Raw genomic sequence first — 13,991 nt, forward strand, 5'->3', positions numbered from 1 at the left:
GCAATTGCAACCGACACAGTTAATTCAGAGCTATTACTCAAATGACGACATTGCGGCCAGGATCACGGCGACTTTTCCCGTGCCTGATTGTCCCTTTGACTGCCAACCCGGGATTGCCAATACTCATGGCAACTTGACGCTACCCGCACGGAACAAGGAATAACCCTTTGAAGCTGGAACTCAAGAACAGCTTGTCGGTGAAGTTGCTCCGGGTCGTGCTCCTGTCGGCATTGATCGTAGGCGTAGTCTTGAGCTGCGCGCAGATTGTCTTCGATGCCTACAAGACCCGTCAGGCGGTTGCCGGCGACGCCGAGCGCATCCTCGACATGTTCCGCGATCCCTCGACCCAGGCCGTGTACAGCCTGGATCGGGAAATGGGCATGCAGGTGATCGAAGGGCTGTTCCAGGACGACGCCGTGCGTCAGGCCTCCATCGGCCACCCCAACGAAGCCATGCTCGCGCAGAAATCCCGCGAACTGCAGCATTCCAACAGCCGTTGGCTGACCGACCTGATTCTCGGCCAGGAACGCACCTTCACCACGCAATTGGTCGGCCGCGGTCCGTACAGCGAATACTACGGCGACCTGAGCATCACACTCGACACCGCCACTTATGGCGAAGGGTTTATCGTCAGCTCGGTGATCATTTTCATCTCCGGCGTACTGCGTGCGCTGGCATTGGGGTTGGTGCTGTATCTGGTCTATCACTGGCTGCTGACCAAACCGCTGTCGCGAATCATCGAGCACCTCACCGAGATCAACCCCGATCGTCCCAGCGAGCACAAGATTCCGCAGATCAAGGGCCACGAAAAAAACGAGCTGGGCCTGTGGATCAACACCGCCAACCAGTTGCTCGAGTCCATCGAACGCAACACCCACCTGCGCCACGAAGCGGAAAACAGCCTGCTGCGCATGGCCCAGTACGATTTCCTCACCGGCCTGCCGAATCGCCAGCAATTGCAGCAGCAACTGGACAAGATTCTCGTCGATGCCGGCAAATTGCAGCGCCGCGTCGCCGTGTTGTGCGTCGGCCTGGATGATTTCAAGGGCATCAACGAGCAATTCAGCTACCAGACCGGCGACCAATTGCTGCTGGCCTTGGCCGATCGTTTACGTGCCCACAGCGGTCGTCTCGGCGCCCTCGCCCGCCTGGGCGGCGACCAGTTCGCGCTGGTGCAGGCCGACATTGAACAGCCTTACGAAGCAGCGGAACTGGCGCAGAGCATTCTCGATGACCTTGAGGCGCCCTTCGCCCTCGACGATCAGGAGATCCGCCTGCGCGCGACCATCGGCATCACCCTGTTTCCGGAGGACGGCGACAGCACCGAGAAGCTGTTGCAGAAAGCCGAGCAGACCATGACCCTGGCCAAGACCCGCTCGCGCAATCGTTATCAGTTCTACATCGCCAGCGTCGACAGCGAGATGCGCCGTCGTCGCGAGCTGGAAAAGGATTTGCGCGATGCGCTGATCCGCGACCAGTTCTACCTCGTCTACCAACCGCAGATCAGCTATCGCGACCACCGCGTGGTCGGCGTCGAAGCGCTGATTCGCTGGCAACATCCGGAACACGGGCTGGTGCCGCCGGACCTGTTCATTCCGCTGGCCGAACAGAACGGCACGATCATCGCGATCGGCGAGTGGGTGCTCGATCAGGCCTGCAAGCAGTTGCGCGAGTGGCACGATCAGGGTTTTGTCGATCTGCGCATGGCGGTCAATCTGTCCACCGTGCAACTGCACCACGCCGAGCTGCCACGGGTGGTCAACAACCTGCTGCAAATGTACCGCTTGCCGCCGCGCAGTCTGGAACTGGAAGTCACCGAAACCGGCCTGATGGAAGACATCACCACCGCCGCCCAGCATCTGCTCAGCCTGCGCCGCTCCGGTGCGCTGATCGCGATCGACGACTTCGGCACCGGCTATTCGTCCCTCAGTTATCTGAAAAGCCTGCCGCTGGACAAGATCAAGATCGACAAGAGCTTCGTTCAGGATCTGCTCGATGACGACGATGACGCGACCATCGTTCGCGCGATCATTCAACTGGGCAAGAGCCTGGGCATGCAGGTGATTGCCGAAGGCGTGGAAACCGCCGAGCAGGAAACCTACATCATTTCCGAGGGTTGCCACGAAGGTCAGGGCTACCACTACAGCAAACCGCTGCCGGCGCGGGAGCTGGGTATTTACCTCAAGCAGGCGCAACGCAGCAACGCGGCCATTCTCTAAAAGCGCAAGATCGCGCCATCACACCTGCCTAAATAAGAAATATTTCCAAGCACGCCTTTACACATAATGCGAAAGATTTGCATTATGTCGCAGTTTTGCGCGCCACCGGCGCCAGTCCACTCAACTACCGAAGCAGGATGTTCGCCATGATTCGTATGCCTCTGGCTACCGCCAGTCTGCTGGCCATCGCTATTTCCCTCGCCGGTTGCGGCGAAGGCAAGGACAAAGAAAAAGCCTCCGAAATGACTCCGGCTTCCAGCAGTGCTGCTCCAGCCCCTGCCGCTGCACCTGCTCCTGCCGCCGGTAAAGTTGACGATGCCGCCGCCAAGGCCGTGGTCGCGCACTACGCCGACATGGTCTTCGCCGTTTACAGCGATGCCGAATCCACCGCGAAAACCCTGCAGAGCGCGGTCGACGCGTTCCTCGCCAAGCCGAACGCCGACACCCTCAAAGCCGCCAAGGCTGCCTGGGTCGCCGCACGCGTGCCGTACCTGCAGAGCGAAGTATTCCGCTTCGGCAACACCATCATCGACGACTGGGAAGGTCAGGTTAACGCCTGGCCCCTGGACGAAGGCCTGATCGACTACGTCGACAAATCCTACGAGCACGCGCTGGGTAACCCGGGCGCCAGCGCCAACATCATCGCCAACACCGAAGTGCAGGTCGGCGAAGACAAAGTCGACGTGAAAGAAATCACCCCGGAAAAACTCGCCAGCCTCAACGAGCTGGGCGGTTCCGAGGCGAACGTTGCCACCGGCTACCACGCGATCGAATTCCTGCTCTGGGGCCAGGATCTGAACGGCACCGGCCCTGGCGCTGGCAACCGTCCGGCCTCGGACTACCTGGAAGGCGCCGGCGCCACCGGTGGTCACAACGAGCGTCGTCGTGCCTACCTGAAAGCCGTGACCCAACTGCTGGTCAGCGACCTGGAAGAAATGGTCGGCAACTGGAAGCCGAACGTGGCCGACAACTACCGCGCCACCCTGGAAGCGGAGCCAGGCGAAACCGGCCTGCGCAAAATGCTCTTCGGCATGGGCAGCCTGTCCCTGGGTGAACTGGCGGGCGAACGCATGAAGGTTTCCCTGGAAGCCAACTCCCCCGAAGACGAGCAGGATTGCTTCAGCGACAACACCCACTACTCGCACTTCTACGACGCCAAAGGCGTGCGTAACGTTTATTTGGGCGAGTACACCCGTGTTGACGGCACCAAGCTGACCGGCGCCAGCCTGTCGTCGCTGGTGGCCAAGGCCGATCCGGCTGCCGACACCGCGCTGAAAGCCGATCTGGCCGCGACCGAAGCGAAGATCCAGGTCATGGTCGATCACGCCAACAAGGGTGAGCACTACGACCAGTTGATCGCTGCCGGCAACACCGCTGGCAACCAGGTCGTTCGCGACGCCATCGCCGCGCTGGTCAAGCAGACCGGCTCGATCGAAGCCGCTGCCGGCAAACTTGGCATCAGCGACCTGAACCCGGACAACGCCGATCACGAATTCTGATCGCAGCGTCCGCGTCAAAAAAAGGCGACCTTCGGGTCGCCTTTTTCATTATTGGCACACCACTATCCCTGTGGGAGCGAGCCTGCTCGCGAAGGCTTGATCCGGCGCAGCATTTTCAGCGCGTCGGGCATCGCTTTCGCGAGCAGGCTCGCTCCCACAGTGTTGGCAGGCGCTTAAAGGCTTGCGCGATATCAAGCAAACGATAATTCCTCTTATTCAAACTCCCCCGCCCTGTTAGACTTTGCGCCTTTGTTTTCGCCCGTTTGCAGGATGTCTGATGCTGTCGTTGCCGCTTCGCTTGTCCGCACTGTTGCTGGCCCTGGGCCTGAGTGCCTGCGATGACGCCCCGCGTTTCACCAAGGCCGAGCCGGGGGAAGCGCGTTCGGGCGGTGCGGCGACTGTGCGCAAAAGCGATCAGAACGCCTTTTCCCTGCCATCGGCCAACCTGCCGCCCTCGCGGCGCGTGGATTTCAGTGTCGGCAACAGTTTCTTTCGCAGCCCGTGGGTGATCGCGCCGTCGACCACCACGGCGCGCGACGGCCTCGGCCCGCTGTTCAATACCAACGCCTGCCAGAACTGCCACATCAAGGACGGTCGCGGGCATCCGCCGGCACCTGACGCATCCAATGCGGTGTCGATGCTGGTGCGCCTGTCGATTCCCGACGCGCCGGCCTACGCCAAAGTCATCGAACAGCTCGGCGTAGTGCCGGAGCCGGTGTATGGCGGGCAGTTCCAGGACATGGCCGTGCCCGGCGTCGCCCCGGAAGGCAAGGTGCGGGTCGACTACACACCGGTGTCCGTACGCTTCAAGGACGGCACTGAAGTCGAGCTGCGCAAGCCGACCCTGCAGATCACTCAACTCGGTTACGGCCCGATGCACCCGGACACGCGTTTTTCCGCGCGGGTGGCGCCGCCGATGATTGGTCTGGGCCTGCTCGAAGCCATCCCCGAGGAGGCGATCCTCGCCAACGCCGCCGCCCAGGCGAAAGAGAACAACGGCATCAACGGCCGGCCCAACCGTGTCTGGGATGACCAGTTGCAGAAAACCGTCATCGGCCGGTTCGGCTGGAAAGCCGGGCAGCCGAATCTCAATCAACAGAATGTTCATGCGTTCTCGGGTGACATGGGCCTGACCACCAGCCTGCGGCCGTTCGACGATTGCACCGAGGCGCAAAGCGCCTGCAAACAGGCGCCGAACGGCAATGGCCCGGACGGCGAACCGGAAGTCAGCGACAACATCCTGCGGCTGGTGCTGTTCTACAGCCGCAATCTCGCAGTGCCGGCGCGCCGTGGCGTCAACGATCCACAGGTGCTGGCCGGCAAGAATCTGTTTTTCCAGGCCGGTTGCCAGTCGTGCCACACGCCGAAATACACCACCGCCGCCGATGCCGCCGAACCGGAATTGGCCAATCAGGTGATTCGTCCGTACAGCGACTTGCTGCTGCATGACATGGGCGAAGGCCTGGCGGACAACCGCACGGAATTCAAGGCCTCCGGCCGCGACTGGCGCACCCCGCCGTTGTGGGGGATTGGTCTGACGCAAGCGGTCAGCGGTCACACCCAGTTTTTGCATGACGGTCGCGCACGCAACCTGCTCGAAGCGGTGCTCTGGCATGGCGGCGAAGCGTCGGCGGCGCAGCAACAGGTTTTGTCTTTCAATGCCGAGCAGCGCGCTGCGTTGCTGGCTTTTCTGAACTCACTTTAAATACTGTAAAAGCATCGGGAGCCCGACATGTTCCGTCCCAAGTTACTGTTCACCAGCCTCGCCGCGCTCGCCCTCGGCGCCTGCTCGCCGCAGGACCCGCAAGCGGTCACTTCGGCGGCGATCGCCAAATCGGTGATCCTGCCGACCTACACTCGCTGGGTCGAAGCCGACCGGCAACTGGCGGTCAGCGCCCTCGCCTATTGCCAGGGCAAGGAAAGCCTGGAAACTGCCCGTGCCGATTTCCTTCACGCGCAGAAAGCCTGGGCCGAACTGCAACCGCTGCTGATCGGGCCGCTGGCTGAGGGCAATCGTTCGTGGCAAGTGCAGTTCTGGCCGGACAAGAAAAACCTCGTCGGCCGTCAAGTCGAGCAACTGGTCGTCGCCCAGCCGCAGATCGACGCCGCCGCACTGGCCAAATCCAGCGTCGTGGTGCAAGGCCTGTCGGCTTACGAATACATCCTCTTCGACGCCAAGCCTGACGTCGCCAACGACGCGCAAAAAGCCAAATACTGCCCGCTGCTGATCGCCATCGGCGAGCGCCAGAAGCAACTGGCCGAAGAGATCCTGCAGGGCTGGAACAACACCGATGGCATGCTCGCGCAGATGAGCAAGTTCCCCAACCAGCGCTACGCCGACTCCCACGAAGCGATCGCCGATCTGCTGCGCGTACAAGTGACTGCACTGGATACCCTGAAGAAAAAACTCGGCACGCCGATGGGCCGCCAGAGCAAAGGCGTGCCGCAGCCGTTCCAGGCGGATGCGTGGCGCAGCCAGTCGTCGCTGACGGCGCTGGAAGCCAGCCTTGCTGCGGCCAAAACCGTCTGGGAAGGCGTCGACAACAAAGGCCTGCGCGGTCTGCTGCCGGCCGAGCAGAAACCGTTGGCGGACAAGATCGATGCCGCCTATGCCGCTTCGCTGAAGCTGTTCGACAGCACCCAGCGCTCGCTGGGCGAAATGCTCGAAGACGACGCCGGTCGCCAGCAACTCAACGATATCTACGACAGCCTCAACGTCGTCCATCGCCTGCATGAAGGCGAGCTGGCCAAGGCGCTGGGCATCCAACTGGGCTTCAACGCCAACGACGGTGACTGATGAGGGCGAGTGCCATGCTGCGACGTCAGGTTCTGACTTTAGGTAGTGCACTGCTGGGAGCAGTGACGCTGGGCGGCTGGACGCTGTTCAAACGCAAGGATCAGAGCCCGCTGTTGCTGTCGGCGCGCGATGACAGCGACGGCAAGCATTACGCCGTCGGTTATCGGCTCGACGGTACGCGGGTGTTCGCCACCCACGTCGGCCAGCGTTGTCACGACATCATCAATCATCCGACGCAGCCGCTGGCGCTGTTCGTTGCACGGCGTCCGGGTACCGAGAGTTACCTGATCGACCTGCGCGACGGCACGTTGCTGCAGACCGTGACCTCGCAGCCGAACCGGCACTTCTACGGCCACGCCGTGGTGCACAAGGATGGCGAATACCTGTACGCCACCGAGAACGACACGAGCGATCCCGGGCGTGGCCTGCTCGGCGTGTACAAGTTCGAAGGCGAGCGGCTGGTGCACATGGGCGAGATTTCCACCCATGGCCTGGGCCCCCATCAGGTGTCGTGGATGCCCGACGGCGAGACGCTGGTGGTGGCCAACGGCGGCATTCGCACCGAGGCGGAAAGCCGCGTCGACATGAACCTCAACGCCATGGAGCCGAGTCTGGTGCTGATGCAGCGCGACGGCACGTTGCTGAGCAAGGAAACCCTCGCCCAGCAGATGAACAGCGTCCGCCACCTGGGCATCGCCAGTGACGGCACCATCGTTGCCGGTCAGCAATTCATGGGGCCGTCCCACGAGCGCTCGGAGCTGTTGGCGATCAAGCGCCCCGGGCAAGCGTTCGTGGCGTTCCCGGTAGCGGAAGATCAGTTGCAGGCGATGGGTCACTACACCGCCAGCGTCGCCGTGCACAGCGACCTGCGTCTGGTCGCGTTGACAGCGCCGCGCGGCAATCGCTTCTTTATCTGGGATCTGGACAGCGGCGAACTGCGCCTCGATGCGCCTTTGCCTGATTGCGCCGGCGTTGGTGCGGTAAAGGATGGCTTTGTCGTGACTTCGGGTCAGGGCCGTTGCCGTTACTACGATTGCCGTCAAGCACAACTGCTGGCCAAGCCGCTGGAATTGCCGGCGGGGCTCTGGGACAACCATCTGCACTTGATGGCCTGATACCCGCTCATTTTTGAGATGCCCCCCCATCCTGTGGCGAGGGGATTTATCCCCGCTGGGTGACGCAGCCGCCCTTAAAACTGCAATTGCGGTATGACTGAAGGATTCAGGGGGCCGCTTCGCAGCCCAACGGGGATAAATCCCCTCACCACAGGATTGTGTCCCGCTGCACCTGTAAACACTGCCAGTTGGAATCCCCACCTGACTCGGAGTAATGTGCCCGCCTGTCTCATGATTTATCCAAGGAAATGGAAATATGCTGCGTCGCCGCATGCTGATCATGTTGGGTGTTGTTTTGCTGCTCGTCCTGGTGCTGGGCGGATACAAAGCCTTTTCGATCTACACGATGATCCAGGGCTTTTCCAAGCCCAAGCCGCCGATCAGCGTCGCCGTGGCCACTGCCGGCGAACAGCCGTGGCAGATGCGCCTGCCCACCGTCGGCACGCTCAAGGCGCTGCAAGGTGTCGACTTGAGTCTGGAAGTCGCCGGCACCGTCACTGAACTCAAATTCGAATCCGGGCAGAGGGTCAAGGCCGGGCAACCGTTGCTGCAACTCGACAGCGCCGTCGAGACCGCTCTGTTGGAAACCGCCCGCGCCGACCTCGGCCTGGCGCAACTGGACTTCGGCCGTGGCGCGCAACTGGTCGACAGCCGCGCGATCTCCAAAGGCGAGTACGACCGCCTCTCCGCCGTGCTGCAAAAGAACAAGGCCACGGTCAATCAGCTCAACGCGTCGCTGGCGAAAAAACGCATCCTCGCGCCATTCAGCGGCACCATCGGCATCCGCCAGGTCGACGTCGGCGACTACCTCGCCAGCGGTACCAAAATCGCCACGCTGCAAGACTTGAGTAGCCTCTACGCCGACTTCTACGTGCCGGAACAAGCGGTGCCGAAACTCGCTATCGGTCAGCCCGTGCAGTTCACCGTCGCCGCTTATCCGGGGCAGAACTTTGCCGGCAAGATCAGCGCGATCAACCCGATCGTCGAAAGCACCACGCGCAATATCCTCGTCCGCGCCACCCTGGCCAACCCCGACGGCAAGCTGCTGCCGGGCATGTTCGCCAGCCTTGAAGTGCTGCTGCCTGATCCGCAAAAGCACATCGTCGTGCCGGAGAGCGCGATCACCTACACCCTGTACGGCAACTCGGTGTACGTGGTCGGGCAGAAGAAGGCCGAGGACGGCAGCGTCGCCAAGGATGACAACGGCCAACCGCTGCTGATCGCCGAACGTCGTTTCGTCGAAACCGGTGAACGCCGCGATGGCCTGGTGATGATCAACAAGGGCGTGCAGAGCGGCGAACAAGTGGTGACGGCGGGCCAGATCAAACTGGACAACGGCGCCCACATTGCCATCAGCGACGACAAGACCCTCGGCGAGCAGAACAGTCCGCCTCGCGCCGACTGATCAAGGAATCCCCATGGCTTTTACCGATCCGTTCATCCGCCGCCCGGTGCTCGCCACCGTGGTCAGCCTGCTGATTGTGCTGCTGGGCTTCCAGGCCTGGAGCAAGCTGCCGCTGCGCCAGTACCCACAAATGGAAAACGCCCTGATCACGGTGACCACGGCTTATCCCGGGGCCAACGCCGAAACCATTCAGGGCTACATCACCCAGCCGATGCAACAGAGCCTGGCCAGCGCCGAAGGCATCGATTACATGACCTCGGTCAGCCGGCAGAACTTCTCGGTGATTTCGATCTACGCGCGCATCGGTGCCAACACCGACCGCTTGTTCACCGAACTGCTGGCCAAGGCCAACGAGGTGAAGAACAAGCTGCCGCAGGACGCCGAAGACCCGGTGCTGAGCAAGGAATCCGCCGACGCTTCGGCGCTGATGTACATCAGTTTCTTCAGCAAGGACCTGAGCAACCCGCAGATCACCGATTATCTGTCGCGGGTCATCCAGCCGAAACTGGCGACGCTGCCGGGCATGGCCGAAGCGGAAATTCTCGGCAATCAGGTGTTCGCCATGCGTCTGTGGCTCGACCCGGTGAAACTCGCCGGCTTCGGCCTCAGCGCCGCCGACGTGACTGCGGCGGTGCGCCAGTACAACTTCCTCTCCGCCGCAGGCGAGGTGAAAGGCGAGTACACCGTCACCAGCATCAACGCGAACACCGAACTGAAATCCGCCGAGGCCTTCGCGGCGATTCCGCTCAAGGTCGATGGCGACAGCCGTGTGTTGCTGCGTGATGTCGCGCGGGTGGAAATGGGCGCGGAAAACTACGATTCGATCAGCTCGTTCGGCGGCACGCCATCGGTATACATCGGCATCAAGGCCACCCCCGGCGCCAACCCGCTGGACGTGATCAAGGAAGTGCGCAAGCTGATGCCCGAGCTGGAAGCGCAGCTGCCGCCGAACCTGAAAAGCGAAATCGCCTACGACGCGACATTGTTCATTCAGGCCTCGATCGATGAGGTGGTGAAAACCCTGTTCGAAGCGGTGCTGATCGTTATCGTCGTGGTGTTCCTGTTTCTCGGCGCTCTGCGTTCGGTGGTGATCCCGGTAGTGACCATTCCGCTGTCGATGATCGGCGTGATGTTCTTCATGCAGATGATGGGCTACTCGATGAATCTGCTGACGCTGCTGGCCATGGTGCTGGCCATCGGTCTGGTGGTGGACGATGCGATCGTCGTGGTGGAAAACATCCACCGGCACATCGAGGAAGGCAAGACGCCGTTCGACGCAGCGCTGGAAGGCGCGCGGGAAATTGCCATGCCGGTGGTGTCGATGACCATCACCCTGGCGGCAGTGTATGCGCCGATCGGTTTCCTCACCGGGCTGACCGGGGCGTTGTTCAAGGAGTTCGCCCTGACCCTGGCCGGCGCAGTGGTGATTTCCGGCGTCGTCGCCCTGACGCTGTCGCCGATGATGTGCGCGTTTCTGCTGCGCCACGAAGAGAATCCCAGCGGCCTGGCCCATCGTCTCGACCGCGTCTTTGAAGGCCTCAAGCGCCGTTATCAAAGCATGCTGCATGGCACGCTCAATACCCGGCCGGTGGTGCTGGTGTTTGCGGTGATCGTGCTGTGCCTGATTCCGGTGTTTCTCAAGTTCACCAAGTCGGAACTGGCCCCGGACGAGGATCAAGGCATCATTTTCATGATGGCCAGCGCACCGCAGCCGACCAACCTCGACTACCTGAGCACCTACACCGACGAATTCATCACCATCTTCAAAGAGTTTCCCGAGTACTACTCATCGTTCCAGATCAACGGCTACAACGGCGTGCAGGCCGGTATCGGCGGCTTTTTGCTCAAGCCATGGAACGAGCGCAGCCGCACGCAGATGGAAATACTCCCCGAGGTGCAGAGCAAACTGGAGAGCATTCCCGGCCTGCAGATCTTCGGTTTCAACCTGCCCTCCCTGCCCGGCACCGGTGAAGGCCTGCCCTTCGAATTCGTGGTCAACACCGCCAATGACTATGAACTGCTGCTGCAAGTCGCCGAGCGCATCGAGAAACGCGCCATGGAGTCGGGCAAGTTCGCCTTCGTCGACCTCGATCTGGCGTTCGACAAGCCGGAAGTAGTCGTGGATATCGACCGCGACAAGGCTGCGCAGATGGGCGTGTCGATGCTCGACCTCGGCAGCACGCTGGCGACCTTGCTCGGCGAGGCGGAGATCAACCGCTTCACCATCGACGGGCGCAGCTACAAGGTCATCGCCCAGGTCGAACGGGCCTACCGCGACAACCCGGACTGGCTGAACAATTACTACGTGAAAAACACTCAGGGCGAACTGCTGCCGCTGTCGACGCTGATCAAGGTCAGCGACCGCGCAAGGCCGCGCCAGCTCAATCAGTTTCAGCAGCTCAACGCGGCGAAGATTTCCGGTTTCCCGCTGGTGAGCATGGGCGAAGCCATCGACACCGTGCTACAGATTGCCCGCGAAGAAGCACCGGCCGGGTTTGCCTTCGATTACGGTGGTGCCTCGCGCCAGTACGTGCAGGAAGGCAGCGCATTGTGGGTCACGTTTGCCCTGGCGCTGGCGATCATCTTTCTGGTGCTGGCCGCACAGTTCGAAAGCTTCCGTGATCCGCTGGTGATTCTGGTGACCGTGCCGCTGTCGATCTGCGGCGCGCTGATTCCGCTGTTCCTCGGCTGGTCGAGCATGAACATCTACACCCAGGTCGGGCTGGTGACGCTGATCGGCCTGATCAGCAAGCACGGCATCCTGATCGTCGAATTCGCCAACCAGTTGCGCAAGGACAAGGGTTTGAGCGCCCGTGAAGCCGTAGAGGAAGCAGCGGCAATTCGCTTGCGCCCGGTGCTGATGACGACGGCGGCAATGGTGTTCGGCATGGTGCCGCTGATTCTGGCCACCGGTGCGGGAGCCGTGAGCCGCTTTGATATCGGCATGGTGATTGCGACGGGGATGTCGATCGGCACGTTGTTTACGCTGTTCGTGCTGCCGTGTGTTTACACGTTCCTGGCGAAACCGGACCGCAAATAACACGCATCACGCTGCGGGAGCGAGCCTGCTCGCGAATGCGGTATTTTGATCGTTCCCACGCTCTGCGTGGGAATGCAGCTCGGGACGCGGAGCGTCCTTTGAGGCGTTCCCACGCAGAGCGTAGGAACGATCAAGCAAGATCAAAAGATCGCAGCCTTCGGCAGCTCCTACACAATCCGTATTCCAAAAAAAGGCCTCGCAACTGCGAGGCCTTTCATTTGGGCTTCAATCGTTTCAACTGGCTGGCCTCATTCCCTGAGACAGTCCGAACATGAACAACAGCAAATCATGATCGGGCTGGGTCGCCACGGAGGATTTCGCCACCCGTGGAACCGAACAATGAGCGTCGTTCCCGGACGCCCCTATGACCTGCATGCGCGGCTGCTCCCAGGCAGCCACCGCCAGTGAAGCAACTGCCAAGGCCCCGACCAGGAACAAACCTCGTGCAATTTCGAGTTTCATCGCTATAAACCTTTGATAGCGCTGCCAAACGCCGTCTCATAAAAGTAGACGAGTTTTTTCCAGTCGGCATCGCGGAACGACGAATGGCGACGCAGTTGCTTCATGTCATGCTGCGCGGCGCGATAGGGTGTCAGACGCTGGCGGCACTTCTCCAGATCGATCAACGCCACCTCAACCTGCGCCGCTTCGCCTTCACCGGTGACGCGCACGAAAACGTGTTTGATGTAGATGCAGCTGTGCTGCCAGCGGCCCTTGTGCATGCGCGCCAGGTTCTCGGCGAGGTCCTTGAGGACTTTCTCGTAGACCACGTCGCCACATTGATCGCGACCACCGGCAGCGGCCAGCCAGTGTTCCAGTTCCTGGAAACCGTCGAGGGATTTGGTGACGAGCAGCGCGCGCCATTTGTACTGCGGATCCGGTTGCGCGCCGCAAAAAACGATTTGCGGAACACGCACGCCGAGTTTGCTTACGCCGGTCAGCGCATCGAGTTCACGCAATACGGTCGGGCGACCGAACGGGTGCAACCAACTGCGATAGATGTGCCCGGTCTGGCGCTTGGCGTACAAGAGCTGACCGTCACGGTCGACGATGCGCTGCACCCCGCTTTCGCCACCACGGCGCACATTGGGCTCTTCAACCCATTCGCCGCGCTGGTTCCAGTAATAATCGAAACGATCCTGGGGAGCGACATCCGCTTCAACCGCTGCTTGCACTGCCATCCTCTACCTCTTGCGTAATACGTAAACTCGCCACATCGCATAGAGCGGTATGAAGTCCAGTTGTTCCTGAATGCGGAAACCCGCCTGTTCAAATTCTTTCTCGATCGTCGTCGCCGGAATCAGAAATCGATTCTGGTAATCATGACTTGGCCGATCCCGCTCGGCGCGCTTGCGCTTCCAGGCCTTGAAATTGCCGTCAACCCACAACGAAACAATCACGCTGTCACGGGTCACCCGCTCGAACTCGCGCAGGATCACCCGACGGTGCTCGGCCTCGCCAATGTGGTGCAACAGACGCATGCAAAAGATGCTGTCGACCGAGTTATCCGGCAGAGCGATATCGAATGCCGAGGTGTGCAGCGGTTGTACACGCTTGACCACATCGGCTGGCTGCCCTTGCAGCGCGGTCTTGATCATCGACTCGGAATTGTCCGCGCCGATGATCACCCGGTTGGGCTTCTCCGCGAGCATTGGCCAGAAACGTCCGGCACCGCAGGGCAGATCCAGCACCAGCCCGGGATCTCCCGCCAGCGCCAAGGCCTTGCGACCGACTTGCTCATCGCGCCAGTGCGACAGGCGGCGACCGAGGCTTTGCTGGTGCTTGCGCAGATATCGTTGTGCGTGTTGGTCGTCGTATTTTTCGGAAAAATCGAGCTTGATCGGGCCGGCCATCATCTGGACTCCTGTTCTGATGACGCCACCTTAAGCAGCGGCGTGTCAGCGTCAGGTCATCCA

The 13,991-nt window shown here is 61.2% G+C and carries 10 protein-coding genes; 7 read left to right on the forward strand and 3 right to left on the reverse strand.

Going from position 1 to position 13,991, the window contains the following annotated elements; all coding sequences use genetic code 11:
• The first annotated feature begins 167 nt into the window (after positions 1-167).
• The 7 genes from ACYSTU_RS02585 to ACYSTU_RS02615 all read left to right on the forward strand — a co-directional run bounded on the left by ACYSTU_RS02585 (position 168) and on the right by ACYSTU_RS02615 (position 12,075).
• Positions 168-2,219 (forward strand): putative bifunctional diguanylate cyclase/phosphodiesterase, encoded by a 2,052-nt coding sequence (locus ACYSTU_RS02585; protein WP_016773430.1) that lies wholly within the window; start codon positions 168-170, stop codon positions 2,217-2,219.
• A gap of 146 nt (positions 2,220-2,365) precedes the next feature.
• A complete protein-coding gene (locus tag ACYSTU_RS02590; RefSeq protein WP_122507743.1) occupies positions 2,366-3,718 on the forward strand; it encodes an imelysin family protein in 1,353 nt (450 codons plus the stop codon).
• Between the two features lie 280 nt (positions 3,719-3,998).
• Positions 3,999-5,423: a di-heme oxidoreductase family protein gene (locus ACYSTU_RS02595; RefSeq protein ID WP_498996180.1), complete on the forward strand. Its 1,425-nt coding sequence runs from the start codon at positions 3,999-4,001 to the stop codon at positions 5,421-5,423.
• A 27-nt stretch (positions 5,424-5,450) separates the two neighbouring features.
• Positions 5,451-6,515: an imelysin family protein gene (locus ACYSTU_RS02600; RefSeq protein WP_024014143.1), complete on the forward strand. Its 1,065-nt coding sequence runs from the start codon at positions 5,451-5,453 to the stop codon at positions 6,513-6,515.
• A 14-nt stretch (positions 6,516-6,529) separates the two neighbouring features.
• Entirely contained in the window at positions 6,530-7,630 is a 1,101-nt protein-coding gene (locus ACYSTU_RS02605) for a DUF1513 domain-containing protein (RefSeq protein ID WP_217878758.1), read from the forward strand.
• Between the two features lie 256 nt (positions 7,631-7,886).
• Complete coding sequence (locus ACYSTU_RS02610) at positions 7,887-9,035, forward strand: efflux RND transporter periplasmic adaptor subunit (RefSeq protein ID WP_498995733.1); 1,149 nt, start codon at positions 7,887-7,889, stop codon at positions 9,033-9,035.
• A gap of 13 nt (positions 9,036-9,048) precedes the next feature.
• Positions 9,049-12,075, forward strand: a complete 3,027-nt coding sequence (locus ACYSTU_RS02615; protein ID WP_125925635.1) for a multidrug efflux RND transporter permease subunit — start codon at positions 9,049-9,051, stop codon at positions 12,073-12,075.
• 234 nt (positions 12,076-12,309) lie between these two features.
• On the opposite strand, the gene ACYSTU_RS02620 is transcribed toward ACYSTU_RS02615, so the two are convergent.
• Genes ACYSTU_RS02620 through ACYSTU_RS02630 form a run of 3 tightly spaced genes read right to left on the reverse strand, consistent with a single transcriptional unit; the run spans position 12,310 to position 13,928 of the window.
• Entirely contained in the window at positions 12,310-12,537 is a 228-nt protein-coding gene (locus ACYSTU_RS02620) for a hypothetical protein (protein WP_125925636.1), read from the reverse strand.
• A gap of 2 nt (positions 12,538-12,539) precedes the next feature.
• Positions 12,540-13,256 (reverse strand): lipopolysaccharide kinase InaA family protein, encoded by a 717-nt coding sequence (locus ACYSTU_RS02625; protein WP_125917701.1) that lies wholly within the window; start codon positions 13,254-13,256, stop codon positions 12,540-12,542.
• A 3-nt stretch (positions 13,257-13,259) separates the two neighbouring features.
• On the reverse strand, positions 13,260-13,928 hold the full coding sequence (locus ACYSTU_RS02630; protein ID WP_197890826.1) for a class I SAM-dependent methyltransferase: 669 nt from the start codon (positions 13,926-13,928) through the stop codon (positions 13,260-13,262).
• Between the last annotated feature and the right edge of the window lie 63 nt (positions 13,929-13,991).

The organism is Pseudomonas glycinis, from assembly GCF_054871425.1.

Coding starts and splice junctions, on each gene's coding strand:
- ACYSTU_RS02620 (WP_125925636.1), bottom strand. CDS start 12,537: ATGAAACTCGAAATTGCACGAGGTTTGTTCCTGGTCGGGGCCTTGGCA.
- ACYSTU_RS02590 (WP_122507743.1), top strand. CDS start 2,366: ATGATTCGTATGCCTCTGGCTACCGCCAGTCTGCTGGCCATCGCTATT.
- ACYSTU_RS02605 (WP_217878758.1), top strand. CDS start 6,530: ATGCTGCGACGTCAGGTTCTGACTTTAGGTAGTGCACTGCTGGGAGCA.
- ACYSTU_RS02625 (WP_125917701.1), bottom strand. CDS start 13,256: ATGGCAGTGCAAGCAGCGGTTGAAGCGGATGTCGCTCCCCAGGATCGT.
- ACYSTU_RS02600 (WP_024014143.1), top strand. CDS start 5,451: ATGTTCCGTCCCAAGTTACTGTTCACCAGCCTCGCCGCGCTCGCCCTC.
- ACYSTU_RS02615 (WP_125925635.1), top strand. CDS start 9,049: ATGGCTTTTACCGATCCGTTCATCCGCCGCCCGGTGCTCGCCACCGTG.
- ACYSTU_RS02630 (WP_197890826.1), bottom strand. CDS start 13,928: ATGGCCGGCCCGATCAAGCTCGATTTTTCCGAAAAATACGACGACCAA.
- ACYSTU_RS02610 (WP_498995733.1), top strand. CDS start 7,887: ATGCTGCGTCGCCGCATGCTGATCATGTTGGGTGTTGTTTTGCTGCTC.